Annotated in this window: 23 protein-coding genes and 1 tRNA gene; 11 read left to right on the top strand and 13 right to left on the bottom strand. The window is 68.0% G+C overall.

The genetic code is table 11. The annotated features are described in order from the left end of the window. Positions 1-53: 53 nt before the first annotated feature. Positions 54-1,055, bottom strand: a complete 1,002-nt coding sequence (locus ABD927_RS08965; RefSeq protein ID WP_345248483.1) for a DODA-type extradiol aromatic ring-opening family dioxygenase — start codon at positions 1,053-1,055, stop codon at positions 54-56. 157 nt (positions 1,056-1,212) lie between these two features. Between ABD927_RS08965 and ABD927_RS08960 the strand changes: the two genes are divergently transcribed. The 3 genes from ABD927_RS08960 (at position 1,213) to ABD927_RS08950 (ending at position 4,470) form a co-directional block, all read left to right on the top strand. Further along, a complete protein-coding gene (locus ABD927_RS08960) occupies positions 1,213-2,109 on the top strand; it encodes an alpha/beta hydrolase (RefSeq protein ID WP_345248481.1) in 897 nt (298 codons plus the stop codon). Further along, entirely contained in the window at positions 2,106-3,281 is a 1,176-nt protein-coding gene (locus tag ABD927_RS08955; RefSeq protein ID WP_345248479.1) for an FAD-dependent oxidoreductase, read from the top strand. Before ABD927_RS08960 ends, ABD927_RS08955 begins: the two co-directional genes overlap by 4 nt. 256 nt (positions 3,282-3,537) lie before the next feature. Further along, complete coding sequence (locus ABD927_RS08950) at positions 3,538-4,470, top strand: GntR family transcriptional regulator (protein ID WP_345248477.1); 933 nt, start codon at positions 3,538-3,540, stop codon at positions 4,468-4,470. On the opposite strand, the gene ABD927_RS08945 is transcribed toward ABD927_RS08950, so the two are convergent. From ABD927_RS08945 to ABD927_RS08920, 6 genes are read right to left on the bottom strand one after another with little or no spacing between them, the layout of a single operon-like run. Next, positions 4,455-5,171, bottom strand: coding sequence for an ABC transporter ATP-binding protein (locus ABD927_RS08945; protein WP_345248475.1), 717 nt, complete (start codon positions 5,169-5,171; stop codon positions 4,455-4,457). The genes ABD927_RS08950 and ABD927_RS08945 overlap by 16 nt on opposite strands. Further along, positions 5,168-5,908 carry an ABC transporter ATP-binding protein gene (locus tag ABD927_RS08940; protein WP_345248473.1) on the bottom strand — a complete coding sequence of 247 codons (741 nt, stop codon included), beginning with the start codon at positions 5,906-5,908 and terminating at the stop codon, positions 5,168-5,170. The genes ABD927_RS08945 and ABD927_RS08940 overlap by 4 nt, the downstream gene beginning before the upstream one ends. After that, on the bottom strand, positions 5,905-6,888 hold the full coding sequence (locus ABD927_RS08935) for a branched-chain amino acid ABC transporter permease (protein WP_345248471.1): 984 nt from the start codon (positions 6,886-6,888) through the stop codon (positions 5,905-5,907). The genes ABD927_RS08940 and ABD927_RS08935 overlap by 4 nt, the downstream gene beginning before the upstream one ends. A 1-nt stretch (position 6,889) precedes the next feature. Then, positions 6,890-7,759, bottom strand: a complete 870-nt coding sequence (locus ABD927_RS08930) for a branched-chain amino acid ABC transporter permease (protein WP_345248469.1) — start codon at positions 7,757-7,759, stop codon at positions 6,890-6,892. A gap of 46 nt (positions 7,760-7,805) precedes the next feature. Continuing rightward, a complete protein-coding gene (locus tag ABD927_RS08925) occupies positions 7,806-9,026 on the bottom strand; it encodes an amino acid ABC transporter substrate-binding protein (protein ID WP_345248467.1) in 1,221 nt (406 codons plus the stop codon). A 16-nt stretch (positions 9,027-9,042) separates the two neighbouring features. Next, positions 9,043-9,414: a RidA family protein gene (locus tag ABD927_RS08920; RefSeq protein ID WP_345248465.1), complete on the bottom strand. Its 372-nt coding sequence runs from the start codon at positions 9,412-9,414 to the stop codon at positions 9,043-9,045. A gap of 210 nt (positions 9,415-9,624) precedes the next feature. On the opposite strand from ABD927_RS08920, the gene ABD927_RS08915 reads away from it, so the two are divergent. The 7 genes from ABD927_RS08915 (at position 9,625) to ABD927_RS08885 (ending at position 17,844) form a co-directional block, all read left to right on the top strand. Further along, positions 9,625-10,866 carry an MFS transporter gene (locus ABD927_RS08915; protein WP_345248463.1) on the top strand — a complete coding sequence of 414 codons (1,242 nt, stop codon included), beginning with the start codon at positions 9,625-9,627 and terminating at the stop codon, positions 10,864-10,866. A gap of 297 nt (positions 10,867-11,163) precedes the next feature. After that, positions 11,164-12,150, top strand: coding sequence for a porin (locus ABD927_RS08910; RefSeq protein WP_345248461.1), 987 nt, complete (start codon positions 11,164-11,166; stop codon positions 12,148-12,150). A 193-nt stretch (positions 12,151-12,343) separates the two neighbouring features. Further along, positions 12,344-13,546 (top strand): ATP-binding cassette domain-containing protein, encoded by a 1,203-nt coding sequence (locus tag ABD927_RS08905; protein ID WP_345248459.1) that lies wholly within the window; start codon positions 12,344-12,346, stop codon positions 13,544-13,546. 2 nt (positions 13,547-13,548) lie between these two features. After that, positions 13,549-14,448: an ABC transporter permease gene (locus tag ABD927_RS08900; protein WP_345248457.1), complete on the top strand. Its 900-nt coding sequence runs from the start codon at positions 13,549-13,551 to the stop codon at positions 14,446-14,448. 76 nt (positions 14,449-14,524) lie between these two features. Further along, complete coding sequence (gene proX / locus ABD927_RS08895) at positions 14,525-15,493, top strand: glycine betaine/L-proline ABC transporter substrate-binding protein ProX (protein WP_345248455.1); 969 nt, start codon at positions 14,525-14,527, stop codon at positions 15,491-15,493. A gap of 52 nt (positions 15,494-15,545) precedes the next feature. Further along, a complete protein-coding gene (locus tag ABD927_RS08890) occupies positions 15,546-16,757 on the top strand; it encodes an aromatic ring-hydroxylating oxygenase subunit alpha (protein ID WP_345248453.1) in 1,212 nt (403 codons plus the stop codon). 25 nt (positions 16,758-16,782) lie between these two features. Next, positions 16,783-17,844 carry a Rieske 2Fe-2S domain-containing protein gene (locus ABD927_RS08885; protein ID WP_345248451.1) on the top strand — a complete coding sequence of 354 codons (1,062 nt, stop codon included), beginning with the start codon at positions 16,783-16,785 and terminating at the stop codon, positions 17,842-17,844. Positions 17,845-17,885: 41 nt separating this feature from the next. Here ABD927_RS08885 and ABD927_RS08880 read toward each other — a convergent pair. Together ABD927_RS08880 and ABD927_RS08875 are read right to left on the bottom strand one after the other, a co-directional pair. Then, positions 17,886-17,973, bottom strand: a tRNA-Ser gene (locus ABD927_RS08880). 87 nt (positions 17,974-18,060) lie between these two features. Continuing rightward, a complete protein-coding gene (locus tag ABD927_RS08875; RefSeq protein WP_345248449.1) occupies positions 18,061-18,396 on the bottom strand; it encodes a hypothetical protein in 336 nt (111 codons plus the stop codon). 160 nt (positions 18,397-18,556) lie between these two features. Here ABD927_RS08875 and ABD927_RS08870 point away from each other — a divergent pair, with 160 nt between their 5' ends. After that, on the top strand, positions 18,557-19,324 hold the full coding sequence (locus ABD927_RS08870) for a GGDEF domain-containing protein (RefSeq protein ID WP_345248447.1): 768 nt from the start codon (positions 18,557-18,559) through the stop codon (positions 19,322-19,324). On the opposite strand, the gene ABD927_RS08865 is transcribed toward ABD927_RS08870, so the two are convergent. Genes ABD927_RS08865 through ABD927_RS08850 form a run of 4 tightly spaced genes read right to left on the bottom strand, consistent with a single transcriptional unit; the run spans position 19,293 to position 26,104 of the window. Continuing rightward, positions 19,293-21,371, bottom strand: a complete 2,079-nt coding sequence (locus ABD927_RS08865; RefSeq protein ID WP_345248445.1) for an ABC transporter ATP-binding protein — start codon at positions 21,369-21,371, stop codon at positions 19,293-19,295. The two genes, ABD927_RS08870 and ABD927_RS08865, sit on opposite strands and share 32 nt — an antisense overlap. Next, positions 21,368-22,828, bottom strand: coding sequence for an ABC transporter permease (locus tag ABD927_RS08860; RefSeq protein ID WP_345248443.1), 1,461 nt, complete (start codon positions 22,826-22,828; stop codon positions 21,368-21,370). Before ABD927_RS08860 ends, ABD927_RS08865 begins: the two co-directional genes overlap by 4 nt. A gap of 4 nt (positions 22,829-22,832) precedes the next feature. After that, a complete protein-coding gene (locus tag ABD927_RS08855; protein ID WP_345248441.1) occupies positions 22,833-23,810 on the bottom strand; it encodes an ABC transporter permease in 978 nt (325 codons plus the stop codon). Further along, positions 23,807-26,104 (bottom strand): ABC transporter substrate-binding protein, encoded by a 2,298-nt coding sequence (locus ABD927_RS08850; protein WP_425570226.1) that lies wholly within the window; start codon positions 26,102-26,104, stop codon positions 23,807-23,809. The genes ABD927_RS08855 and ABD927_RS08850 overlap by 4 nt, the downstream gene beginning before the upstream one ends. Positions 26,105-26,126 lie beyond the last annotated feature (22 nt).

Raw genomic sequence — 26,126 nt, 5'->3', positions numbered from 1 at the left:
GCGGCGGGCTTGTCCGGCCTTGCGCGGCCCCATGCCACGCCTCGTGCCACGTCTTATGCCGCCTGTTCGTCGTACGCGATATAGCCCATCCCGCCTATCCATTCGAGCACCGGCTCATAGGCCAGGATCCGCGCGGGCGCACCGTTCATCGCGCCCATGACGGCGCACCAGTTGAGGATCTCGTGGCCCCCGTGGCCGCCCAGGTCGTCGATCTCCTGGTAGCCCATGCCGCACAGGAACTCCACGTCGCCGCGCTCGAAGGCCGCCAGCACCCTGCGATCCCACTGTTCGTTGATCAGCGAGTGCGAGGTGCCGAGCGGCCATTGCATCTTCGACGCCATCACCGTTTCGTACGCGGCCAGGTCGGAATAGATGTCCGGGTCCTCTTGCGCGACGTGCCGGCCTTCCGTCTGGTAACGCTTCATCCGTTGCAGGAAGGCGTCGTGCTCCGGGCTGCCTTCCGTCCAGACCGGCGGCCAGTGCGATAGCCCGCCGGTACCCATGAACAGCACGCGGCGGCCGTCGTCCGATGCGTCGAATATCCTGCGCACGGCCTGGCCCAGCTGGTAGGCGCGGCGCATGGTGGGAATCGGCGGCGAGAAGACGTTGATGAAGATGGGGATCACCGGGATGTCGAAGCCGGGCAGGATCAGCTTGAGCGGCACCAGCAGGTTGTTGCCGTACTCCACCTTGCCCATGCGGGTGAGGTCGAAACCCGCGCGGATCAGCTCGCGCAGCAGCAGCTCGGCCGTTGCCGGGTCGCCCGGCACGGCCACCGGACGCTCGAAGCGCAGGACTTCCATCATGTGGGCGGCCGGACCGGAGTGCTCGGGCGCGATGCCGATGGACAGGGCCGGCATCAGGTTTCTGAAGTGATTCTCGAAATGATCGTCCAGGAACGCGACGATCAGGTCCGGCCGCGCCTGCTCCAGCCGGCGCCGGTATTCGGCGTTGGCCGCCTCGATATTGCGCCGGGCCTCCGGGGCCGGCGCGTCCGGCGCGCCGACGGCCAGCGGGGCATGCGACATGCAGAAGGCACCCACGATCCTAGACATGATTTCTTCCTCGACACGAAGTCCTGGTTATCGTCACGCGCCTGGCCGGCACGCATCCTGAAATCTGGCTAATGTAGATTGTAGACAAAATTCCATGTCAGGGATACGATCTCCGTCAATGCATTTTCCCGGGCATCGGGGCCATGGAGGGTCGCACGTGTCAGCACCGGCCGATTGGAAAGACCTGGGCGAAGACGATCTCGATCGCCAATACATCGTGCGGCGACAGGTGGCCGACTGGGCGGCGTTCCTGGCGCGCTGGAAGGAAACCAGCGCCGGCGTGCGCCGGCAGTACGCCGGCCACCTGGACATCGCCTATGGCGCCCACCCGGCCGAAACGCTGGACGTGCTGCTGCCGGCAAGGCCCGCGCCGGGCAATCCCGTCCAGATCCTCTTCCACGGCGGCTACTGGCGCGCGTTGCACAAGGACGAATACGCATTCGCAGCCGTGCCCGCGCTCGAGGCCGGCGTGGTTGCGGTGGTCGTGAACTACGAGCTGTGCCCCCGCATTTCGCTCACGGGCATCGTCGAACAATGCCGCCGCGCCGTCGCATGGACGGTCCGGCACATCGGGGCATTCGGAGGCAGCCCGGACAGCCTGTTCCTGTCGGGCCATTCCGCCGGCGCCCATCTGGTCGCCGCCATACTGATGACGGACTGGCGCGTGCAGGGCCTGGCAGCGCCGCCGGCGATCCGCGGCGCATGCCTGCTCAGCGGCCTGTACGACCTGCATCCCCTGCAGCATGTCTCGGTCCAGGACGATCTCCAGCTGACCGACGCGGAGGTATCGGCGCTGAGCCCGGTGCGCCAGCCCATCCGCAACCGGGCGCCCGTGCTGTTGGCCCTCGGCGCGATGGAGTCGCCCGAATTCCATCGCCAGACCGCCGGCTACGCGCGGCACTGCGCAGCGGGCGGCGTGCCGGCCGAGGCCGTGGAAGCGTCGGGCAGGCACCATTATTCGGTGGTCGATGCCTTTGCCGATCCGGCCCATTCCCTTTGCCAGGCCTGGCTGGCGCGAATTCTTCAACCTGGCACAACGGGAGCAAGATCATGAATGCCAGTGAACACGGCCGCCGCTTTCACGCAGAAATCGCCGGCGGCGGAATCGGCGGCCTGGCCACCGCCGCGGCCTTGGCGCGCATCGGATGGTCGGTGCGCGTCCATGAACGCCAGCCTCGGATCCAGACCATCGGGGCCGGCATCTACATCTGGGAAAACGGCCTGCAGGTGCTGGACGCCCTGGGCTGCCTGGACCAGGTCATCCGCGACACGCATCGCGGCTTCGCGTTCGAGATCCGGGACTCCGACGGGCACATCGTCGACCCGGGCGTTCTGCCGCCGGACAAGCGGACCTTCACCGTGCCCCGCATCCGGCTGCTCCATGCCTTGCGCGATGCCGCATCGGCCGCGGGCGCCGAACTGGTGGTCAACTCCGAGGCCATCCGCGCCGAACCCGAGGGCATCCTGCATTTGCAGTCGGGCGCAAGCCTGAAGGCCGATCTGGTGGTGGGCGCCGACGGCGTGCGCTCGCCGATCCGCGAAGGGCTGGGCCTCGCGGCGGTCAACCGGCGTACCGAGGAAGGCTCGGTGCGCCTGATCGTGAATATCCGGCCCGGCGATTTCGACCCGGCCGATCACGGCAAATACATAGAGCAGTGGGCCGGAGAGCGCCGTTTTCTCATCACGCCGATCAACGACGAAGAGGTCTACCTGGCATTCAGCGCCCTGGAGTCGGATCCGGGCCGCCATCTGCCGCTCGACAAGGCCACGTGGAAGAAAAGCTTCCCGATGTGGGCCCATCTCATCGATCGGGTGACGGACGACCTGGGACACTGGGACCGCTACAGCGTCATCCACCTGCAATCCTGGTCCAGGGGCCATGTCGCACTGCTGGGCGATTCGGCGCATGCCCAGCCGCCCAACCTGGGACAAGGCGCCGGCATGGCCATGCAGAACGCGCTGGCGCTTGCCGCCATGCTGCGGCCGGTGATCTCCCGCGATCGAATCCCAGACGCCCTGCAAGCCTGGGAAATGTCGGAGCGGCCGCTCGTCGAGCATTGCCAGAAATGGTCGGAGCTGTACGGGGAAGTGATCAGCATGCCGGAAGCGCAGCGCCGGGCCACCTTCCGCGCGGCGGCGACCAACGAATGGATCCGGGCCCAGATATTCCGCGCCGCCCATCATCATCCGCTGGGCGCCCCGGCGCCGGCGGAACACGCCATGTGACGGCCTCGGCCGGCCCGCGGCGCCGGCCGACGCGGCCCATCCGGCGGCGCACCGGTGCCGCCGGTGCGCCCCCTCCGCACGCCATCACGCAAACCCCTATGCATTGCCCGGCCAGGACGCTTTTTCCTGACACGGCGATCGGCTACCCTTGAGCCGGCCATCTTTGCCGCGAACGCCGCGCGTGCGCACGGCGCCGCCGATTCCCGCGGCGGTCAGTTTTGTATACTATCAACAAATCCCTTCAAACGAGACGTATATGCGCCGCAGTCAACTTCCAGCCGGCGAAGTTTCCCCCGAAACCGAAGGGGACATCCCTTCCCTCTCCCAATTCATCTACGAAAAACTTCACACAGCGATCACGGAAGGCGCGCTAAAGCCGGGACAATTGCTCAGGCAGGAAGAACTCGCAAGCCGCTTCAACACCAGCCGCGTGCCGTTGCGCGAGGCCTTGCAGCATCTGCAGGCCACGGGCCTGGTATCGCTGCGCCCGCGGCGCGGCTATGCGGTCACCTCGCTCGACGAGCACGAGCTGATCGGCCTCCTGCAGATGCGCATGCTGGTCGAAGGCTACGCGGGCTACGTGGCCACGCTCAATCGCACGGAAGAGGACGTCAAGGAATTGGAAAGCTGCCTGCGCGCCCTCGAAAGATTCCCGTCGAAGAACATGAACGACGCGCAGCGGGCGAAATGGACGACGCTCAACCGCCGCTTCCACAACGCCCTGTTCGCCGCCTCCGGCGACGAACAGCTGAAGCTGCTGACTTCCAACCTCAGCGCCAAGGTGCAGCCGTACATCCTGCTCGAACTCAGCAGTACCCAGGACCTGGTCGACGGCCCGACCTACCATCGCGAGATCTACGAGGCCTTCAAGAAAGGCGACGCGGCCACCGTGGCGATACTCAGCCGGATGCATTGCGAGATGACCGCCATCCGCTTCCTGGAAGTGCTGCAGACCCGCGGCATGGCGATCGACGTCACCCCCGAACAGCTGATCGAACTGGGCCCGGCGGCCAGCATCGACCGCCGCGGGCACGGCGGCGCCAAACCCGCTGCCGCGCGCCGCAAGCCGGCGCTTGAAACCGTGCCGTCCGCGCCGCGCAAGTCCAAGCCCGAGCCCAAGCCCGCGCGCACCACCGATGCCGGGGAACGCGTGGCCAGCCGCGGCCGCACGCTTCACACACCCAGGTAGGAGCGCTGCACCCGGTCGTCGGCCGCCAGGTCGGCGGCGGCGCCGGACAGCGCGATCCTGCCCGACTCCAGCACGAAGGCCGCATCGGCGATTTCCAGCGTGGCGCGCACGTTCTGCTCGACCAGCATGACGGTGACGCCGGCCTCGCGAATGGCGGCGATCATCCTGAACAGGTCGCGCACGGCCTGTGGCGCCAGCCCCAGGCTGGGCTCGTCCAGCAGCAGCACCGACGGCCGGGACATCAGCCCGCGCGCGATCGCCAGCAACTGCTGCTGCCCTCCCGACAAGGTGCCCGCCATTTGCCGGCGGCGTTCCCGCAGCAGCGGATAGCGGTCATACATCTGCTCCAGCAACGCGGCGCGCTCGGCCCGTACCCGCGGCGTGAACGCGCCCACGAGCAGGTTTTCCTCCACGCTGAAATTCGGGAACACCAGCCGCCCTTCGGGCACCAGCGCGATGCCCTTGGCCACCCGGCGCGCCGCGCCTTCGTCGGTAATGTCGCGATGCCGGTAGAAGACGCTGCCCTGCAAAGGCGGGATCAGCCCCGCCAGAACCTTGAGCAGCGTGGTCTTGCCCGCGCCATTGCTGCCGACCAGCGCGGTGATGCTGCCGCCGTCGATCGCCAGCGAGACGCCGTGCAGGACGCGGATCTCGCCATAGCCGGCGTGGACGCCTTCGACTTCCAGGATGCGGGCCGTCATGCCGTCTCTGCCCCCAGATAGGCTCGGATCACCGCCTCGTTCTCGATGATCGCCGAGGGCGTTCCTTCGCCGATCTTCCTGCCGTGGTCGAGCGCGATGACGCGTTCGCAAAGCTGCATCATCGCGCGCAGATTGTGTTCGACGATCAGCATGGCGATGCCGCGGCGCTGGTGCAGCGCCTGCAGCATCGCCAAGGCTGCCGCCGACTCGGTGGGCGTGAGCCCGGCCATGACCTCGTCCAGCATGAGAAGGACGGGCCGCGTGGCGAGCGCGCGAGCCACCTCCAGCCGCTTGCGGGCGGCCAGGGTGAGTTGGTTGGCCAGGCGATGGCGCTGGTCGATCAGGCCGACCTCATGCAGCAGTTGCTCGACGGCTTCGTGCAACGGCGTCGCAAGCGGATCGACCCGCGAACCGTAGCGGAATCCCACGATGACGTTCTCTTCGACCGACATGCCGCCGAAGGGACGGACGATCTGGTAGGTACGGCCGACGCCGCGCCGGCAGATCTCGTCCGGCCGCCTGCCGTCGATCCGTTCGCCGCGCAGCAGGATGCTGCCCGACGTGGGCTTCGTGGCGCCGCTGACCATATTGAACAGGGTGGTCTTGCCGGCGCCGTTGGCGCCCATCAGGCCGACCATTTCATGTTCCCGCATGGCGAAGCACACCCCGCCGACCGCCAGCAGGCCGCCGTAGGCCTTGCTTGCCTCGTTGACCTCGAGCAGCATCGGCCCGCTCATCGCGCCACCCTCCTGTGGCTGCGCGGCAGCCGCGCGCGCGCCGGACGGCGCGCCCGCCACCAGGTGCGCAGTCGCGTGCCTGCCCCGGCCAGCCAGGCGCTCAGGCCGCCCGGCATCTTCAGCGTGAAGAAGACCAGCAGCATCCCGAGGATGATGAGGTACAGCTGCGGCGCGGCATCCCGCAGCAGCTCCGACAGGATGGTCAGGAGCAGCGCGCCCAGCAGCGGCCCCCACGGACCATCGCTGCCGCCGGCCGCGCACATCGCAATGATCGTCAGCGATATCTGCGGGCTGAAGATCGTGGCCGGCTCGAAGTACCCCGTACGCGCCACCATCAGGCCGCCCGCCAGCGCGGGCGCGATCGCGCTCAGCACGTAAGCCACCGACTTGAGCAGCCCCACGCGCACGCCAGTCATTTCGGCGGCGATCTCGTTCTCGCGGATCGCCCGCAGGCCGATGCCGAGCCTGGACCGCCGAATTCCCCATGCCCCCAGGAAAGCCAGCAGCGCCAGCAGCCAGGCGGTATGGAACAGCGTGAGGGCCTCGGGCTGGCCCATGAGCAGGCGGCCGAAGGATCCCAGCCGTGCCTCGATGTTGACGACCACGTACTTGACGAATTCCGATACCGCCAGGGTCAGGATGACGAAGTACGGCCCGCGCACCCGCAGGCAGGGAATGCCCACCACCGCGGCCAGCGCCGCACCGGCGGCGCCCCCAAGCAACAGCCCCAGCCAGAAAGGCAGTACGCCCCAGGTCAGCACCACGGCGTACGCGCCGATGCCGACGAAGGCCGCATGGCCCAGCGAGACATAGCCCGCGTAGCCCGACAGGATGACCCAGCTTTCGGCCAGCGCGATCCATATGAGCAGGCCGGTCGCGAAAGAAAGGCCGTAGTCGTCGGCCGCCCAAGGGGTTGCTGCCAAGGCGGCGAACAGCGCCGCGGCCGGCGCCAGGTTCCTAGCGAAGACGGAACGGTCCATGTCAGCGCTTCGCCCTGGCGAACAGGCCTTGCGGCCGCAACAGCAGCACCAGGATGAACAGGCCGTAGATCAGCGGATCGCGGTAGCTCGGGTCGGTGAGCGAGACCCCGAGCGTCTCCAGCAGCCCGATCGCCAGGCCGCCCGCCAGGCTGCCGGCGATATTGCCCAGGCCGCCCAGGATCACGATGAGAAAGGCGATCGTGGTGTACGGCGCACCCATGAAAGGGGTGGCTGGCTGCTGCATGCCCAGCACAGCGCCCGCGGCGCCCGCCAGCGCGAAGCCGCCCACGCTGCACAAGGCGAAGGCCCGCTCGACATCGATGCCGACGATGCGGGAAGCTTCGCGGTTCTGGATCATCGCGCGCACGCCTATTCCCCACATGGTCAGACGCAGGAAGGCCATCACGGCGGCGACCAGCGCCACGGACGCCGTCAGCGCGATCAGCCGGCTCTCGCTCACCGCCGTCTGGCCGATCCGCACGAGATCGTCGTAGCCGCTGTAGGCGTGCGGCGTGCCGGTGAGGAAATAGGACATCGTGTTCTGGACCACCATCGAGACCCCGAAGAAAATCAGCAGCGACGCCGCCTCCAGCCCGTCCGCCGACAAGCGCCTGGACAAATCGAAGAACAGCGTCCTGAACAGCACGAAGCCCAGCAGGCCGGTGACCATCGGCGCGACGAAGAAGCCGACCACCGGCGACAGCCCCAGGCCGACCACCACGCCATAGCCGACGAATGCGCCGATCATGACCAGGTCGCCGTGTCCGCAATTGAGCAGCCGCATGGTCCCGTAGACCAGGTTGAGGCTGACGGCGATCAGCGCGTACAGCGAGCCGACCACCAGGCCGGCCAGCAGAAGCTGGGGAATCATGATTCGCTCCCTGTGCCGCCGGCGCGGCGCCCGGCCGGATCCCGCATCAGGCCCAGCCCTTCTTGGGCTTGAACTCGGCGGTGGCGATTTCCTTCGGCCAGACGATTTCCATGCCGCCGTTCTGGATCTGCAGCAAGCCCGGCACGGTGGACACGTTTTCGGCGTTGGCGTACCGGATCGGCCCCTTGATGGTCTGGAAGGTGTCGCTGGAAATCGTCTGGCGCAGCTTCTCGCGGTCCAGGCCGGCCGTGGCCACGGCCTGCTGCAGGATCTGGCAGCTGGCGTAGCAGATGGTCGAATCGAGGTAGTCGGGCGGCTCGCCCCACTTGGCCGAGTAGGCGTCGAAGAAAGCCTTGGCGCCAGGCCACCGGGCCTGGCTGGGCGCCCATTCGCCCAGCGTGACGATGCCTTCGATGACCGGCCGCGAGAACTTCTGGAAGAAGAATGGCGTGCAGGGACCGATGAAGAGGAACTGTATCGGCACGTCGATGCCCGATTCGCGCGCCGCGTTGACGTAAAGAACCGAGTCGCCCGGGTAGCTCAGGGCTACCACCGCCTGCGGCTTCGCGTTCTTGACCGAGCCCAGCATGCCGGTCATGTCGGACACCGAGACCGCGTATTCGGAATTCACCGGCACGGCAATGCCGGCCTCCTTCAACAGCGGCATGACGAATTTCTTGGTTTCCAGCGAGGCCGGCAGCTGCAGCGTAAGCAGCGAGGCCGACTTCACGCCCTGCGCGGCGAGGAATCCGGCCAGCATCCTGGCGTAGGCGTCCGGCATCGATTGCGTGAACCACATGTACCTGGCCTTAAGATCGCGCAATAGCGTGGTGGTGGCGGTATTGCCGATCAGCGGCACGCGGTGCCGCTCCACCACCGGCCCGATGGCGATGTGGAAAGGCGTGCCGTAGGGGGCCAGCAGCAGATCGACCTTGTCGCGCGAGATCAGTTTTTCGTAGGCCTCCGCGGCCTTGACGGGCTCGGACTGGTCGTCGTAGATGACGAACTCGACCGGCCGGCGCCCTTCCCCGGCGATTTCCAGGCCGCCGGCCTCGTTGACCTGCGCCTTCCACAGCTCGTAGGCCTGCAGCGCCACCGGCGAGGCCATGCCCAGGTAGCCGGTCTTGGCCATGGAGAAACCGATCCGCACCGGTCTGGCGGCGGCCTGGGCCAGCCCGCCCAGGCCCTGCGTGGCGGCCACGGCGGCCGCCGAGGCCGCCCCTCCCAGCAACTGCCGGCGCGAAAGCTTGATTCCGGGTCGACTCATCATTCTTGCTCCTGAACTAGACGATCGCCGTCACGTCGATCTCGATCAGCATGTCCTGGTGCGACAGCGCCGCGCCGACCAGCGTGCGGGGCGGCGGGTTCTCGCGGCCGAAGTAGTCGAAGATCCCCTGGTTGAGCTCGTTCTGGTAGCTCATGTCGGGCAGGTAGACCGTCATTTTCACGATCGATTGCAGGGTGCCGCCGCCGGCCTCCACCACCAGCTTGACGTTGGCCATGGTGCGGTCGAACTGCGCGCGGAAGCCGCCGCTCAGCCACTCGCGCTCTTCCTCCGGCACGTGCGGATGCTTGTGATACAGCGGGACCGGCCCATTGCCGGCGATCCACAGGATCTTCCCCCCCTGGGAAGACACGGCTGGCAGGAAAGGCATGTTGTATTCGGGGAGGGGCTCCCGGGGGTGAATCGGCTTGATCTCGATCATGAAATCCTCTGCTCTGGTTGCGAACGCCCGCCCGGCGCCGGCCGGCCGCGGAGCGACTCCAGCGCGGCCCGGAGGCGCGCTCGTTCAAAGGCTAATTGGCGGACGACGATTCGTCAAGTTTTGAATACAATCTTCTTTCTACTATTTAAAGAAAACCAGATGAGCCTCCACGACACAGCGCCGCTCTATGCCGGCAAGGCGCAAGCCGACGACATTCCCTCCCTATCGATAGCGATCCTTTCCCTGGCGTCGGTGGCCACTTCGGCTTCCATGCGGGTGTGCGACGCGCTCCAGCAGCGGATCGGCCACGACTTCGGCGTGGGCACGGCCTCGGCGGCCAATCTCATCGTCGGCTTCGCCACCGCCTACGGTCTGATGCAGGTGGTCTTCGGCGCCGTCGGCGAGCGCTACGGCAAGTACCGGGTAGTCGTCTGGGCGACGGCGTTCAATGCGGCCTGGGCGCTGGTCTGCATGCTGGCGCCGAACTACCCGGTGATGCTGGCCGGCCGGGTGCTGGCGGGCGCCACCTCCGCGGCGATCATCCCGCTGTCCATGGCATGGATCGGCGACGTCGTTCCCTACGAATCGCGGCAGCCCATCATGGCCCGCTTTACCCTGGGGCAGATGTTCGGCGTGGCGGCCGGACAGGTGCTGGGCGGCATGGCCGCGGAACTCTTCGAATGGCGCATCGCCTTCGGCATTCTGGCCGCCTGGTTCGCCGCCGGCGCACTGGTGCTGGGCAAGAGCACGGTTCGCACGCCGCGGCCGGCGCATGTCCCGGCCGCGCACGCCGCCGCGCATCCCGGCGGCGCGCTGCGCACGCTGGCAGAGGCGCTCGGCTCGCGCTGGGTGCAGATCGTCATGGCGGCCGGCTTCCTGGAGGGCGCGGCGGTCTACGGCGCGCTGGCGTTCATGGCGCTGCAGTTGCACGAGAGCGCCGATATGTCGCTCACCCTCTCGGGCGCGATATCGATGATGTTCGGCGTCGGCGGCCTCGTCTACGTAGGCCTGGCCGGCCGCATGGTGCGGGGGCTGGGCGAGGCCGGCCTGTGCGCATGGGGCGCAGCGCTGCTGTGCATCGGGCTGCTGTGCATCGCGGCCGCACCGGGCATGGCTTCGGTGGCGTTCCTCTGCGTCACGGGGCTCGGTTATTACATGCTGCACAACACGCTGCAGACGCAGGCCACGCAGATGACGCCGGGCCGCAGGGGCATAGGCATGAGCCTGTTCGCCGCCCTGTTCTTCCTCGGCCAGGCCGTGGGCGTGATGAGCGTGGGCTATCTGCGGCCTCATTTCTCCGGCGCCGGGCTCATCTCCTGGTGCGCCTGGGCGGTCCTGGCCACCGGCCTGGGGTTCGCGCGGCTGAAGGCCAGGCAGAAGAAATCGATCGCCGTTCGCTAGGCCCGGCCTGGCATTCCGGAATGGGTGCCGTGGCAAGAAACTTGCTTGGATATTGTATTCAAAATAAGGCAAGCCGGAATTGCTCCGAAGTTGGTGCATCGATGGAACCGGGAACGTCATTCAAGGTGCTTGGCGCACCTCCCGAGTGCGGGCGATGCGCGGAGCAAAGGCTTGCCAGTACGGCGTTCCATGCCACGTGGAACGCGTTTCCGAGCAGCGCTTCGACCCGGTTTCCACCACCCACTCTTGAAAGGCTGATAGATGAACAGGGCACTTCTCCTCAGTATGCTTGTCGCCATGACGGCGCTTTCCGGCACTGCCTCGGCGCAATCTTCCGTCACGATCTTCGGCTTGCTCGATACGGGCATCGGCCACTATCGGAGCGGCTCCGAAAAGGTATGGAAGCTCGGCAACCCCGGCACCGCGCCCTCTCGGCTCGGCTTTCGCGGCTCCGAGGATCTCGGCAACGGCCTGAGCACCGAGTTCTGGCTGGAAGGGGCGATCGCCGTCGATACCGGCGGCATGGGCGCGGGCAACAAGTTCTGGAACCGCAGGTCGACCGTGGGCCTGAAAAGCGTCACTTTCGGCGAGCTGCGCATGGGCCGCGACAACATGGCGGTCTACCTTACCGACTGGACCTACGACGCCTTCTACGACACCGGCGTCGGCGGCATAGGCGGCGCCAGCGGCACGCCATCGGTGCCGGGCAATACCGTTCCCGCCACCACCGCCCGCATCGATAACGCGGTCACCTACGTCCTGCCCGCCGGTCTCGGCGGCGTATTCGGACAGATGCAGGCCTCGTTCGCCGAGGGAGACGACACCAACAAGTTCAGGGGCGGCAGCCTCGGCTATGCGTCCGGCCCATGGAAGGTCGAAGGCGCGTACGGCGAGACCTCCACCGTTCCCGCCAAGTTCAAGTACGGGGTGCTGGCCGGCCTCTACGACTTCGGCGTAGTCAGGCTCATGGGCCGCTACTCGCGCAAGGAGTTGGGCGGATCGAAGTTCGACAACTACTCGGTGGGATTGCAGGTGCCGGTGGGCGCCGGGATGATCCGCGCCTCGGTCGTCTTCAACCGCGGCAAGGACCTGGAGGACGGCAATGACAGCACGCTGTACGCCATCGGCTATCTGTACAACCTTTCCAAGCGCACGGCGTTGTTCGTGCAGACCGCTTACGTGAACAACAAGGGCGACGCGGCCAGGGCGCTATGGGGAGCGCCCACGGGCGTGGCCGGCGAGTCGTCCTCCGGCTACGAGTTCGGCATACGTCACCTGTTCTGACGCAGCGCGCGGCGGCGCCGCATGCGCCGCCGCGGCGCCGCCGGAACGCCGATCGCATCGGTACATTGTCGAATGTATGCAGAATTATTGCGCTGCAGCGTCGACTGCACTAAGCTTGTCCGGACGCCCTGCGCGCGGGATATGTTGCCAACAGCCTGATTCTTCCTTTGCCTCGAATCCAGTTGGAGTCCAAATGCTTCAAGCAATCCGCCCGATCCCCACGCCCGCTTGCGCGCCCTCCGGCGCCGAACCTCCCCTCCGCTCCGTCCTGCCGCAGGCGGAGGCCCGCCGGCTGCGCGATGCCGGCGACGCCCAGGCCGCGGCGGATGCTTCGGCGGCGCAGGAAATCGTCCGCATCTCGAACCTGGGCAAGGTGTTCGGCAAGCCGGAAGCGCGTATCCGGCGGCGCCTGGCCCGCGGCGAATCGTTCGGCGAGGCGGTCGGGCACGAGCAGGCCAGGCCCGCGCTGGACCAGGTCAGCCTGTCCATGTCGCGCGGCGAGATCTACGTGATCATGGGCTTGTCGGGCTCCGGCAAATCGACGCTGGTGCGCTGCGTCAACGGGCTGATCAGCCCCACCGCCGGACAAGTGTCCGTCTGTGGCACGCCGGTGGGCGAATGCGGCCCGGCGGCGCTGCGGGAACTGCGCATGCGCCGCATGGCGATGGTGTTCCAGAGCTTTGCCCTGCTGCCCCACATGACGGTGGAAAAGAACGTCGAGTTCGGCCTGGCGCTGCGCAAGGAAGACCCGGCGGCCCGCCGTCGGCGGGTCGGCGAGGTGCTGGAGATGGTCGGGCTGGACGGCTGGAAGAGCCACCGCATCCATCAGCTCAGCGGCGGCATGAAACAGCGCGTGGGCCTGGCGCGCGCGCTGGCCACGGACCCCGAACTGCTGATCATGGACGAGCCGTTCAGCGCGCTGGATCCGCTGATCCGCCGGACCCTGCAGGACGAACTGCTGCGGCTCCAGCGCGAGCTGAAGATGACGATCCTGTTCGTGACCCACGACTTCGCCGAGGCGGCGCGGATCGGCAGCCGCATCCTGATCATGAAAGACGGCCGAGCCGTGCAGGAAGGCACCGCGACCGACCTCGTCGCGCGCCCCTGCAACGACTACGTGCGCGCCTTCGTGGCCAACGTGGACCGCATGCAGATGATGTGCGCGGGCGAACTGGTGGCCGGCATTCCCGGCTCCCAGTTCACCGGCGCGCGGCTGCCGCGCGGGGCGCTGGTCGAGGTGGCGGCCGACGCCCCGCTGTCGCAGCTGCTGGGCGTATTGCGCCATGGCGCCTTCGTATCGGTAGCGGACGGCCGCAGCGGCCAGCGGTGCGTGGTCAGCTGCAGCGAGGTGTTCGACCGCATCGGCTCGTTGTACGCGCTGGGCCGGGAGGAATGACGATGGACAGCTTTCTCGGAATGCCCCTGCTGCCGCTGGATGCCTGGATCCAGGATGGCGTCAACGTTTTCGTGCAGCACTACCGCGGCCTGTTCCAGTTGCTGCGGCTGCCGGTCGAACAGTTCCTGGAGTGGATCAACCAATCGCTGCGGGCCGTGCCGCCGGCCCTGATGATCGCCGTACTAGGCATCCTGGGCTACGTGCGGCGGGGCACGGCGTTCGCCGCGTTCTGCGTGGTCTCGGCGGTGCTGATGGGCTGGCTGGGGTTCTGGGCCGAATCGATGACCTCGATCGGCATCGTGGCTACCTCGGTGGCTTTCGCCGCGCTGCTCGGCGTGCCGATCGGCATCCTGCTGGCCGAGCACGACGGCCTGTGGCGGCTGGCCCGCCCCCTGCTGGACGTGATGCAGACCACGCCGTCGTTCGTCTACCTGGTGCCGGTGGTGATGCTGTTCGGCATCGGTTCCGTGCCGGGCGTCATCGCCACCATCGTGTTCGCGATCCCTCCTCTGGTCAAGCTTACCTACCTGGGCATCAAGCAGGTCTCGCCGGAATCGATCGAGGCCGGCGAGGCATTCGGCGCCAGTCGCGCCCAGCTGCTGTTCCAGGTAAAGCTGCCGCTGGCGCTCGACGCCATCCGGGCAGGCATCAACCAGACCATCATGCTGGCCATGGTCATGAGCTCGGTCGCCGCGATGATCGGCGCCGAAGGGCTCGGACTGGTGGTCCTGAGAGGCATCTCCCGCCTCGACGTGGGAATGGCCGCCACCGGCGGGCTGTGCCTGGTGCTGCTGGCGCTGATGCTGGACGGCCTGACGCAGGGCGCCGAGGGCGAACGGCCGGCGCGCATTTTCCCCTCCTTTCCGTTCCGGCTGCGCCGGACGAAAACCGCTACCGCGTGAAGCGGCGACGCGATTTCTCGACATTGCATTGACTGGAGCTCAGATGAAAGAAACGCCGTTACCCCGCAGGCGAGCGATGATCGCCTGCGCCCTGACCGCCGCCGCGGGCTTTCCCGCGATCCTGCGCGCCCAGACCGGCCAGGCGGTCAGGCCGCTGCGGGCCAGCTTCGACTCCTTGTGGTGGACCGAGGCCGTCGCCCGCGAAGGACTGCGCAGGCTCGGCTATCGCGTCGAAGCGCCGAGCGTGATGACGCCCGCCGCCCTCTACCAGACGCTGGCGCAGGGGGAAGGCCACTACACGATGGACATCATCATGCCCTCGGCCGAGGCCGCCTACCAGAGCGTGAAAGACCGCGTGACGCTGCTCGGGCCCGCCGCCAATCCCGGGTCGGTGGCCGGCTACCTGATCGACAAGCCGACCTCCGAGAAATACGGCATCCGCAGCATCACCAACCTGCGCGACCCCAAGCTCGCCGCCCTGTTCGCCGACGGCAGCGACCGCCGCGCGCGCCTCATCGGCCCCGGCGCAGGCTGGAACGACGAGAAACGGGTGCTGGCCGACATGAAGCGGCTCGGGCTCGACGATACGGTCAACGTGCTGGTCGGCGAATACGCGGTCATGGTGGCGGACGTCATCGCCCGCTACCGGGCCGGCAAGCCCGTCTTCTTCTATGCCTGGTATCCCAACAACGCCACGGTGGAGATCATGCCCGGCCGCGACGTCGTCTGGCTGGAAGAACCGCAGGCCGATCCAGCCATGACCTACCACGGCATCGCCGGCTGCGCCAGCGGGAAGCCGGATTGCCTGACCGGCTGGAAGCCAACCACCTACTACGTCGGCGCCAATACGCAATGGCTCTCGGCCAACAAGCCGGCGGAGAAATTCCTGGGCGCGCTGCGATTTTCGCTGGAAGACCGGGTGGCGCAGAACCAGCGAATGATGAAAGGCGAGAAGAGCGACCGCGACATTGCGCGGCACGCGGCCGAGTGGATCGCGCGCAACCAGCAGTTGTTCGACGGCTGGATCGCCAGTGCGCGCGCCTGAGCGCCGCCCGGCCACCTTCACAAATCCGACATCTTGAACTAGGGGCGAACAAATGGACAAGGAAATGGCGGCCAGGCCGCTGCTGAGCGAACGGGAATTGCAGGCGCTGTTCAAGCCGATCGGCGTGGCCGACGGACTGCCGGGACGCGTGTACTCCGACCAGGCCTGCTGGGACGTCGAGCGCGAGAAGCTCTTCCGGCAGGACTGGTTCGCGGTCGGCTTCGCGAGCGATGCGCCGATGACGGGCGATCTCAAGCCCATCACGGCGGCCGGCTGGGAACTGGTGCTGATCCGCCAGCCCGACGGCTCCGTGCGCTGCTTCCACAACATCTGCCGCCACCGCGGCACCAAGCTCGTGCGCGAGGCAAGGAACGTCCGCAAGATCTCCTGCGGCTGGCACTGCTGGACCTACGAACTGGACGGCCGGCTCAACAGCACTCCGCTGATCGCCGGCCCGCGCACCACCGGCCACGAAGACTTCGACCGCGCCCAGCTCGGCCTGATCGAAGTGCGCTCTGCCGTCTGGAACGACATCGTGTTCGTCAACATCGACGGCAAGGCCCGCTCCTTCGAGGATTTCTCGGCCAGGCTGACGCAGCTCTTCGCCCGCTACGAACCCGCCGGGTACGACCTGGCCCACCCTTCGGGCGGCACGGAAGAGGCCGGGCTGGACATCAACTGGAAGCTCTATCACGAAGGCGGGCTGGAGGGCTACCACATCCCCTTCGTCCATCCGGCGCTGTCGCAGCCGGCCATGTACAAGACGGAGAGCGACGACGACGTGTTCACCAGCGTCACCGCCGGCGTGCCCAAATACACCCGCCTCGGCACGCTGGCCGGGCTGGCGGCCGACGCGCTCGGGCTGAACCCGGCGGCGGCGGCGGCCATCGCCCGCGGCGAGGATCCGCCGTACACGATCTGCTTCGTGACGCCCACGGTCATCGTGGCCGCCTGGCCAGAGGCGTTCATCACGACGCTGCTGCGCCCGGTTTCGGCCACGCGCACGACGGTGCGCCGCAAGATGTACTTCATCGGCCCGGGCGCGACCTCGACGCAGGCCGCGCCGGCCCGGCAACGCAACGTCGACATCTGGGAGCAGGTCACAAGCGAAGACGCCGCCTATTCGATGGGGGTGCAGAGCCTGAGCGCGCAGCGGCAGGAGATCGGAATGTCGACGCGGTTCTCGCCCTATTGGGAAGACGCCGTGCATCACTTCCAGCAGATCATCGCCCGGCGCGCCTACGGCGCGGCGGCGGCTGCCTGAATTTCGATCAATGGTGTATGTGGAAATGCGCAATCCGGAAGAAAACTATCCTTTCGATCACTGGTGGGTGATCGCGACCAGCGAAGAACTGGGACAAGGGCAATTGTTGCCGCGCAAGGTGCTGGGCATGGACGTGGTCCTGTTCCGCCAGGACGACGGGACGGCGGCGGCGCTGGTCGACCGCTGTTCCCACCGGGGGTTGCCGCTGTCCATGGGCGCACTCGAAGGCAACAGGATCACCTGCGGCTACCATGGCTTCCAGTTCGATCCCACGGGAACGCTGGTGGCCGTCCCCACCCAGCCGAACTGCCCGCGCAAGGGATCGGTGCGCGCCTTTCCCGTCGTCGACAAGGCCCCCTACATCTGGATCTGGACAGGCGATCCCGCCCTGGCGAACGCGGACGACGTGCCGGTCTACCCATGGCTGCGCGAGCCGGGCTGGGCCTGGGCCACGGAACGCATCCACGTGGCGGCCAATTACATGCTGCTCAAGGAGAACGTGCTCGACCTCACGCATTTTCCGTTCGCGCACAAGTCCACGCTGGGAGCGATCGACTCCTATGCGAACTATTCGCCGCCGCCGGTGCTGGGCGATGACCGCGTCTGTTATCGCAACGAATTCCTGAACCAGCCGCTTTCGCCGGTCTACAACGACGATCTGGGCCTGGGCGACCGCCTGACCGATCGCGTCGACGAGGGGGTGTCGGTCTCGCCAGCGGTGCACATCGCCAAGGTCAGCATCCGCATCAAGGAACCGCGGCCGGGCGAGAAGGCCGAGTACGCCTTCATGTTCCACCACATGACGACGCCGGAAACGCCACGCTCGCATCACTACTGGTGGGCGATGGCCCGCGACTACGCGGTCAACGACAAGGCCGCGGCCTATTTCAAAAGCATTGCCCACGTCGCCTTCGCGGAAGACAAGGTGATCCTGGAAGCGATCCAGAAGCGCAATGACGAAGCGGGCCCGGGGGCGAACCTGCAGGAAGTCAGCGTGGTCGCCGACCGTGCCGGCCTGATGGCCAGGCGGCAGCTGCAGGCGCTGCTGGATGCGGAAGACAGGCGCCGCGCCGGCGGGACGGTGTAGACGCCCGGCCAGAGCCATCGCAGGCGCCGCAAGAAGAGAACTGGCGGAAGCGGTGAGATTCGAACTCACGGACGGTTGCCCGTCGCTGGTTTTCAAGACCAGTGCCTTAAACCACTCGGCCACGCTTCCCGCGATCGCTCCGGCGCCAGGCATTTGCCGGCGCCGCCCGGGCGGGGGTCGACATCATAGTCGATTTACCCCCTTCCGCGCACCGCCCTACCCCACCATCGGCGGCGCGCCGAACACCCACAGGACGCCGCGCAGCGCCCAGTACAGCGCCGCCGCGGCCGCCAGCACCGCCACCAGCAGGCCCAGCGCCGGCGCCAGCCGCGCCGGGCGCCAGCGGCCGGCGGCCACGCGCCAGCCGATGCCAGTCAGCGCGGTGGCGTACAGCAGGCAGGCAATATTCAGGATGGCGCCGCGCGCCAGCGCGAACCCCAGCATGAAGGTAGCCGTGCCGAGAATGAACGACGGCAGGCCGACCACGTAGCCCACGGCGCGGGAAATCGTCAGCGGGCCTACCGCCCATTGGTCGGTGCTGCGGTCGTTCATGCGGGTGGGGAATCGACGCGGAGGCCGCCATCATAGAGCATGCCGCGAAGGCCGGCCCCACCCCGATGCGGCCCGCGGCACGCCGGTATCTGATCTAATGGGCGCCGACGGCGCGGCGGCCTGTTGCCGCAGCTGCGCAGCAACAGGAACTTGTCTCAGCATGCAGAACGCCCCTCCGCGCAACAAATGGCGCGTCCACGGCGAGGTCACGTCGCGGCGCGAAGCGATCCAGCGCACGATCACGGTCACGCTGCTGGTCATCATCGTGGCCGACCTGGTCGACCTGTGCGTGAACCTGATCTACGCGCCGTACCAGATCGTCCGCTCGGCCATCCAGACCACGCTGCTGTCGGGCGTGCTCAGCGCCTACGTGGTCTACAACGCCGCGATGGGCAATTACCGGGTGTACCAGATGAAGAACCACCTGGCCGAGCTGAACCGGCTGGATCCGCATACCGGGCTGCTGAACCGCCGCACTTTCATCGAGATCGCCGAGACGGTGTCGTCGTCGCCCGAATCGCATGTGCTGATGCTGGTGGACGTGGACGCCTTCAAGAAAATCAACGATACCTACGGCCACCCGGCCGGGGACCATGTCATCTCGGAATTGGCGGCGCTGATGAAAAGCGTGTTCGGGCCGCCGGCGGTGGTGGCGCGGCTGGGCGGCGAGGAATTCTCGGCGCTGCTGGTGCCGGCCCGCATCGACGATGCGCAGGCCATGGCCGGCACCTTCCTGCGAAGGCTGGCGGCGACGGATTTCTCGACCGACGGGCACGCGCTCAGGATCACCGTGAGCGTGGGGCTGGCGGAGTTCCTGCCGGGGCTGAGCTTTGCCGAAATCTACGCGCGGGCCGACCGGGCGATGTACGCGTCGAAGGCCGCCGGCGGCGGCCGCATCACGGTCTTTTCGCCGCCGGTGGCCGGGTAGCGCCGGCCGCGCCCTGCTCCCCATCGAAGCGCGGCACCGCATCGAGCAGGCTGCGCGTGTAGGCATCCTGCGGATGCGCCAGCACCTGCCGGGCAGGGCCCGCTTCGACGATGCGCCCTGCCTTCATCACGGCCACGTCGTCGGCCAGGTATTCGACCACGCCGAAGTTGTGGGTGATGAACAGGTAGGCGATGCCGAGCTCGCGCTGCAGGGTATGCAGCAGGTTCAGGATCTGCGCCTGCACCGAAACGTCCAGCGCGGAGGTGGGTTCGTCGCACACCATCAGGCGCGGCTCGACGGCCAGCGCGCGGGCGATGGCGATGCGCTGGCGCTGGCCGCCGGAGAATTCGTGCGGGTAGCGGTCCAGCGCGTCGCCGCGCAGGCCGACCTGGTCTAGCAAGCCGGCGATCTTTAATGCGCGGGCGGCGCGGTCCATGCCGGGGCGCAGCGACAGCAGGCCCTCGTCGAGGATTTCGCCCACGCGCATGCGCGGGTTCAGCGAGGCATAGGGGTCCTGGAAGATGATCTGGATTTCCCGGCGCAGCTTTTTCAGCGCGCCGCGACCGGCCGTGAGCAGGTCGCGGCCGTCGAGCGCGGCGCGGCCGCCGATCCGCGCGGTGTCGTCGAGCAGGCGCAGCAGGGCCTTGCCGGTGGTCGTCTTGCCGCAGCCGGATTCGCCCACCAGGGCCAGCGTGCGGCCGGGCTGGAGCGAGAAGGTGATGCCGTCGACCGCCTTGACCCAGCCGGCCGTATGCCTGAGCAGGCCTTTGCGGATCGGGAAATGCACCGAAAGGTCGCGTACCTCCAGCAGCGGCGCCGCCGACGGACCGGCCACGGACGCGGGCATGGCCGCGGCCCCCGGCCCCGCGTTGTGCGCCGCTGCGACGACGTCGTCGCCTGCGCCGGGGGTCTCTGCCTCGCCGGCCCCAAGCCTTTCACCCTCGCCCGCCGTATCGGCCTGCACCGCCCGTTCCGCCTCGATCGACGCCAGCCTGACGCAGCGCGCCAGGTGCCGGCCGGCATCGTCGGCAGGCAGCAGCGGCGGCGGCGCGGCGTCGCATTCGGCGGCGTGGGCGGGGCAGCGGTCGGCGAAGCGGCAGCCGCCGAAGCGCTGGTTCAGCGCCGGCACGCGGCCCGGGATGGCGGCCAGCCGGTGGCCGCGGCGCGCCATGCCGGGCACGGCCGCGAACAGCAGCCGCGCATAGGGATGGCGCGGGTGGGAGAAGAAAACCTCGGCCGGCGCCGATTCCACCACCTGGCCGGCATACATCAGGGCCACATGGTGCGCCATGTTGCGCACCACGCCCAGGTCGTGCGTGATCAGCAGCAGCGCCATGCCCAGTTCGCGCTGCAGCTCGGCCAGCAGCGCCAGCACCTGCGCCTGGATGGTCACGTCGAGCGCGGTGGTGGGTTCGTCGGCGATCAGCAGTTCGGGCTCGGCCGCCAGCGCGATGGCGATCATCACGCGCTGCTTCTGGCCGCCGGACAGCTGGAAGGGATAGTCGTCGATACGCCGTTCGGGCTCGGGGATGCCGACCCGGCGCAGCCAGTCGACGGCCTTGGCGCGCGCGGCGGCGCCGCGCAGCTTCGTATGCCGGACGACGGTCTCGACGATCTGGTCGCCCACCCGCATCACCGGGTTCAGGCTGGTGGAGGGCTCCTGGAAGATGATGCCGACGCGGCCGCCGCGCACGGCGCGCATGTCGCGCTCGGCCAGGCGGTTCAGGTCGGCGCCGTCGAGCCGCGTGCTGCCGCGCGCGATGCGGCCGGCGTCGGGCAGCAGGCGCAGCAGCGCCAGCGCCGTCATGCTCTTGCCGCTGCCGGACTCGCCCACCAGCGCGAAGGTCTGGCCGCGCTCGATGGTCAGGCGCAGCGCATCGACGGCGTGCACCAGGCCTTGCTCGCCGTCGATGACGACGTCGAGGTCGCGCACGTCCAGCAAGGGGCTGTCGGCAAGCGCCTGCGCGGGCGTGCCCTCCTGGCGCCGCGCGGCATTTCCGGCGAGGGAGAACGCCGCCCTTCCGGCGGCCGGACGGGGGGCGCTCATTTCGCCTCCGGGCGGACGGTGCGCGCCCAGGCCGGACGGAAGGCCCGGGCACGCGGATCGAAGGCTTCGCGGACGGCATCGGCGAACAGGTTGGCCGACAGCACCAGCGCCAGCATGAAGACGAAGGCCGACAGCAGGTTCCACCAGATCATCGGGTCGCGCGACATTTCCAGCCGCGCCAGGTTGATCATCGAACCGAAGGAATTCATGGACGGATCCACCCCCACGCCCAGGTAGGACAGCACCGCCTCGTACAGCACCAGCGTGGAGAAATCGAGCACGACGGTAATCAGCACGATGTGCATCACGTTGGGCAGCAGGTGGCGCGCCATGATGCGCGTGTGCGAGACGCCGAAGGCGCGCGCGGCCTGCACGTAGTCCAGCTCTCGCAGCTTGAGCACCTCGGCCCGCAGCAGCCGGCACAGGCTGGCCCAGCCCGTCACGCCCAGGATGATGCACAGCAGGAACAGCCGCAGGTCGGCGCGCTCGGCGCTGGTGGCGAACAGGTCGGGATTGTTGTCGATGAACACCTGCACCATCAGCACGCAGGCGGCGATCAGCAGCACGCCGGGGATCGAGGTGAGCGTGGTGTAGAGGTACTGGATCAGGTCGTCGACCCAGCCCTTGAAGTAGCCGGCCATGATGCCCAGCGACAGCGCCAGCGGCAGCGTGGCCAGCGTGGTCAGGGTGCCGATCACCAGCGCCGTGCGGAAGCTCTTGACGGTCTGCACCAGCACGTCGTTGCCGGTGCTGTCGGTTCCCATCACGTGGTAGCCGGTCGACAGCGCGGCCGCCATGCCGGCCAGCAGGCAGATCGCGGTCCAGGTCAGCAGCATGGCGCCCCAGGGTACGCGGGTGCGGCGCGCGGCGATCGCGGCCCAGGCCTGGCGCAGCGTCGCGCGGCGCCGGCGCGCCAGCAGCGCGGCCAGGATCAGGGCCGTGGCCGCGGCCGCCGCCAGACCTGCGGCCAAGCCGGCCAGCGTGCGCCGGGCGACGTCGCCGGCCCAGCGGGCGTCGGGGTCGTCGCCCAGGTGGGCGCCGCCGTGCCGCAGCCGCGGGAAGTCGCGCACCGGCTGGCCGTCCACCAGCATCGATTCCTTGGTGAACTGGCGCACCGCCAGCGGCGCGGAATAGGTCTTCTCGCGCCCTTCCACCGGCTTGGCCAGCAGCATGTCCAATACCGACTTGGTGAACGGGGCGTAGGCCGGCGCCGGCGCGGGCTGGCCGGCCGCCTGCACCGGTTCCAGCAGCGGCCGGTAGTGGATGGAATCGAGCAGCCCCACCAGCACGAACACGCCCAGCACCACCGCCGCGCACATGGCCGCGGTGTCTTGTGCCACGCGCGACCAGGTGGCGCGCAGCGTGGGCGTGCGCGCCGCATGCCAGACGTAGGCAGCCACCGCCAGCAGCAGCACCAGCAAGGCAACGTCGGTCCACAGGAAGACGAACTTGGGCATGGCGCTACCCCAGCCGCACGCGGGGGTCCGCGATGGTGTAGGAAATGTCGGCCAGGATCAGGCCGACGATGTACAGCACCGAGCCGACGAACACCATCGCGCGCACGATGGCGAAATCCTGCGCGCCGATGGCGTCCATCGTGTAGCTGCCCAGCCCCGGGATGCCGAAGAACGACTCGGCGATCAGGCTGCCCATGAACAGCAGCGGGATGGCCGAAATGGTGCCGGTCAGGATGGGCAGCATGGCGTTGCGCAGCACGTGGCGGAACAGCACGAGGCGTTCGGACAGGCCCTTGGCGCGCGCGGTACGCACGTAGTCCTTGCCGATCTCTTCCAGGAACAGCGCGCGGTAGAAGCGCGCTTCGGGGCCGAGCCGGGCGATCAGCGCCACCACCACCGGCAGCACCAGGAAGCGCGCGGCGTCGAGGCCGTCGGCATAGCCCGACAGCGGCACCAGCCGCAGCGCCTTGGAGAACAGGTACTGGCCGGCGATGATGTAGAACAGCGCCGAGATCGACAGCATCGCCACGCACAGCACCACGCCCCAGAAATCGAGGTAGGTGCCGCGGAAGAACACCAGCAGCAGCGAGAACGCCACGCTGGCGATCAGCCCGAGGATGAAGGTGGGCAGCGCCAGCGCCAGGCTGGGCCCGGCGCGCTGGCGGATCTCGTAGCCGATGTCGCGGCCGGCGTCGGAGGCGCCGAAGTCGAACACGAACAGGCGCGCCGAGCGCTCGAAAAAGATGGTGTCGGTGAAGCGCCGGGCGCCTTCGGCCTGGCGGTTGACCAGCAGCGGCTTGTCGTAGCCGCGCTCGACCTTCCATTTTTCGATCGCGTCGGCGCTGACGCGGCGGCCGCCGATGGCCAGGCGGGCCATGTCGTCGGGCGTGTTGACGGCGAAGAACAGCATGAAGGTGAACAGGTTCACGCCGATCAGGATCAGGATGCCGTACAGCACGCGGCGGACGATATAGGCGCTCATCGCGCGCCCCCCTCGGCCGCTGCCGCGACGACCGCCGTGGCACGTTCGCGCCGGCGCAGCATGCCGACGGCCGGCAGCACGGCCAGCAACAGGAGCGCCGCCAGCAGCCACACCGGCCACCAGACGGGCTGGTTCCATTCGCGGATCTTGCGCGCCCGCAGTTCGGGGTCGATCTTCAGATACTGCAGGTTGTTGCGGATCATCTGGGTCGGCTTGCCGTTGCCGACCCACTGGTGATAGGCCCCGCCCGATTTCGGGAAGTAGCCGAACATCCATGCCGCGTCGTTCTGCACGATGGCCACCATGCGTTCGATGATGCGCTCCTTCTCGGGGCCGTCGTCGAGGAATTTCATCTGCTCGAACAGGCGGTCGAACTCGGGGTTGGAATAGTTGGAGGCGTTCTCGCCGCCCGACTTGACCTTGCCGTTGGGGCCGTACAGCAGGAACAGGAAGTTCTCGGCGTCGGGGTAGTCGGCATTCCAGCCCCACATGAACAATTGCGCCGAGCCGCGCCGCATCTTGTCCTGGAAGCGGTTGTAGTCGGTCGAGCGGATGTCGAGCTGGATGCCTAGCTTGGCGAACTGCCGCGCCATCCAGTCGAACTGCGAGCGCGCCGCCGGCGACACGCCGCCCATCGCGTCGTAGTTGATGACCAGCGGCTGGCCGGTGGCGGCGTTGCGGCCGCCGGGGTAGCCGGCCTCGGCCAGCAGGCGCCTGGCCACATCGAGCGGCTTGCGGGTCACGTCCTTGCCGTGGATGTCGTAGACGACGGGATTGGCGCCCTCGGGCGGCTCGCGGTAGCCCAGCAGGCCCGGCGGCAGCGGGCCGTACGCCACCTGCGCCTGGCTGTTCTCGAACACCGTCACGTATTCTTCCCAGTCGACCGCGATGCTGATGGCCTGGCGCAGCTTGCGGTTCTTTTCCTGCTGCTCGGGCGTGTCGCCCTGCCCCACCACCGGGTCGAGCCAGTTGAAGCCCATGTACCAGTTCTGGGTTTCGACGGTGGTGGGCAGCCTGATGCCGCGGTCGGCGAACAGCCGGGCCTTTTCCTTGGAGTCGTTGATCGCCACCAGGTAGGCCACGCCGTATTCGCCGCGCTCCACCTGAGGCACGTCGTAGTAGCCCTGCAGGAACTTGCCTTGCAGCGGCACGCTTTCCTTCTCGATGTTGAAGACGATGCGGTCGATGAACGGCGTCGTCTTGCCGCAGTCGTCCAGCAGGCCGTTGCGGCGGTCTTCGTCCGAGCCCTCGCAGGGATAGGGCTCGCCGCGGAAATTGGGATTGCGGCTGAGCACGTGGCGGCGGTTGGCCAGGTATTCGGTCAGCATGTAGGGACCGGTGCCGACCGGCCAGTAGTTCAGCGTGAGGTTGCGTTCGGCCATGCCGGGCTGGCTGTAGAAGGCGTCGGCCTCCCAGGGGATGGGGGCGAAGAAAGTCATCGCCAGCCAGTACTTGAACTGCGGGTACTTGCCCTTGATGCGGATGCGCAGCGTGTGCGGGTCGACCGCCTCGGCGCCTTCGAAGGCATATTTGCGCAGGTCGAGCCAGGGCAGGTCGCGGTCGGTCGGGTCCAGGCCCTTGCGCAGTTCCCGGTCGGCGGCGCGGATGCGTTCGCCGTATTCCTTGAGGCCGACGATGTAGTCGGCCATGTGGGCGAAGATGGGCGACACCACGCGCGTGGTGGCCAGGCGGCGGATGGCGTAGACGTAGTCGTCGGCCGTGAGTTCGCGGGTGCCGGTGTGCGGGAAATCGGTGACCGCGTATTTGCCTTCGAGGTCGGCCGGCGCCAGGTGGTGGTACAGGTAATGGCCGGCGGCGTCGCGCGCGAAGGCCGGATGCGGCTGGTACAGGATGCCGGGCTTGATCGGGATGTCGTACACGCTCTGGGCCACCTGCTCGCCCGGGGCGTCGGCCGGCAGCGGGCGGCCCTGGCCGTCCAGGTAGACGGGGTCGGCCACGCGCTGCGCGGCGCGCGGGGTCAGCTGATAGGGGCGCTTGAGGTAGTCGTAGCCGTACGGCGGCTCGTAGATCTGGTAGGTGTACGGCGTTTCGTCGACCGAATACGAACTGGTGGGGTCCAGGTACTTGGGCGAGCGCTGGGTGAACGCGGTGTACAGCGTGTTCTGGCGTTCGGCGCCGGCCGCGTAGGGGCTGTTGAGCGGCGTGCCGCCCGGCCCCCCGGGGGAACAGGCGGCCAGCGCCGCCGCCAGCAGGACGGCCACGGCCCCTGCCGCCGCCCGCCCCGGCCGCCGCCACGCCCCGCCCGCGCGACCTCCCCCATCCTTCGCGCGCATCAGGCGCATCGAGCTCTCCCGC

It is taken from the genome of Pigmentiphaga soli (genome assembly GCF_039541095.1).
In the GTDB taxonomy this organism is placed as follows: Bacteria; Pseudomonadota; Gammaproteobacteria; order Burkholderiales; family Burkholderiaceae_B; genus Pigmentiphaga; species Pigmentiphaga soli.
The sequence above is the reverse complement of the archived record's forward strand: the minus strand, read 5'-3'. Positions and strand labels throughout refer to the sequence as shown.

Excerpts from the sequence above, each read along its gene's own strand:
- ABD927_RS08955 (WP_345248479.1), top strand. The coding sequence starts at position 2,106 with ATGAATGCCAGTGAACACGGCCGCCGCTTTCACGCAGAAATCGCCGGC.
- ABD927_RS08945 (WP_345248475.1), bottom strand. The coding sequence starts at position 5,171 with ATGACGGCCCGCATCCTGGAAGTCGAAGGCGTCCACGCCGGCTATGGC.
- ABD927_RS08935 (WP_345248471.1), bottom strand. The coding sequence starts at position 6,888 with ATGGACCGTTCCGTCTTCGCTAGGAACCTGGCGCCGGCCGCGGCGCTG.
- ABD927_RS08930 (WP_345248469.1), bottom strand. The coding sequence starts at position 7,759 with ATGATTCCCCAGCTTCTGCTGGCCGGCCTGGTGGTCGGCTCGCTGTAC.
- ABD927_RS08860 (WP_345248443.1), bottom strand. The coding sequence starts at position 22,828 with ATGCCCAAGTTCGTCTTCCTGTGGACCGACGTTGCCTTGCTGGTGCTG.
- ABD927_RS08965 (WP_345248483.1), bottom strand. The coding sequence starts at position 1,055 with ATGTCTAGGATCGTGGGTGCCTTCTGCATGTCGCATGCCCCGCTGGCC.
- ABD927_RS08905 (WP_345248459.1), top strand. The coding sequence starts at position 12,344 with ATGCTTCAAGCAATCCGCCCGATCCCCACGCCCGCTTGCGCGCCCTCC.
- ABD927_RS08870 (WP_345248447.1), top strand. The coding sequence starts at position 18,557 with ATGCAGAACGCCCCTCCGCGCAACAAATGGCGCGTCCACGGCGAGGTC.
- ABD927_RS08850 (WP_425570226.1), bottom strand. The coding sequence starts at position 26,104 with ATGCGCGCGAAGGATGGGGGAGGTCGCGCGGGCGGGGCGTGGCGGCGG.
- ABD927_RS08925 (WP_345248467.1), bottom strand. The coding sequence starts at position 9,026 with ATGAGTCGACCCGGAATCAAGCTTTCGCGCCGGCAGTTGCTGGGAGGG.
- ABD927_RS08855 (WP_345248441.1), bottom strand. The coding sequence starts at position 23,810 with ATGAGCGCCTATATCGTCCGCCGCGTGCTGTACGGCATCCTGATCCTG.
- ABD927_RS08900 (WP_345248457.1), top strand. The coding sequence starts at position 13,549 with ATGGACAGCTTTCTCGGAATGCCCCTGCTGCCGCTGGATGCCTGGATC.
- ABD927_RS08885 (WP_345248451.1), top strand. The coding sequence starts at position 16,783 with ATGCGCAATCCGGAAGAAAACTATCCTTTCGATCACTGGTGGGTGATC.
- ABD927_RS08950 (WP_345248477.1), top strand. The coding sequence starts at position 3,538 with ATGCGCCGCAGTCAACTTCCAGCCGGCGAAGTTTCCCCCGAAACCGAA.
- ABD927_RS08915 (WP_345248463.1), top strand. The coding sequence starts at position 9,625 with ATGAGCCTCCACGACACAGCGCCGCTCTATGCCGGCAAGGCGCAAGCC.
- proX (WP_345248455.1), top strand. The coding sequence starts at position 14,525 with ATGATCGCCTGCGCCCTGACCGCCGCCGCGGGCTTTCCCGCGATCCTG.
- ABD927_RS08910 (WP_345248461.1), top strand. The coding sequence starts at position 11,164 with ATGACGGCGCTTTCCGGCACTGCCTCGGCGCAATCTTCCGTCACGATC.
- ABD927_RS08875 (WP_345248449.1), bottom strand. The coding sequence starts at position 18,396 with ATGAACGACCGCAGCACCGACCAATGGGCGGTAGGCCCGCTGACGATT.
- ABD927_RS08865 (WP_345248445.1), bottom strand. The coding sequence starts at position 21,371 with ATGAGCGCCCCCCGTCCGGCCGCCGGAAGGGCGGCGTTCTCCCTCGCC.
- ABD927_RS08920 (WP_345248465.1), bottom strand. The coding sequence starts at position 9,414 with ATGCCTTTCCTGCCAGCCGTGTCTTCCCAGGGGGGGAAGATCCTGTGG.
- ABD927_RS08940 (WP_345248473.1), bottom strand. The coding sequence starts at position 5,908 with ATGAGCGGGCCGATGCTGCTCGAGGTCAACGAGGCAAGCAAGGCCTAC.
- ABD927_RS08890 (WP_345248453.1), top strand. The coding sequence starts at position 15,546 with ATGGACAAGGAAATGGCGGCCAGGCCGCTGCTGAGCGAACGGGAATTG.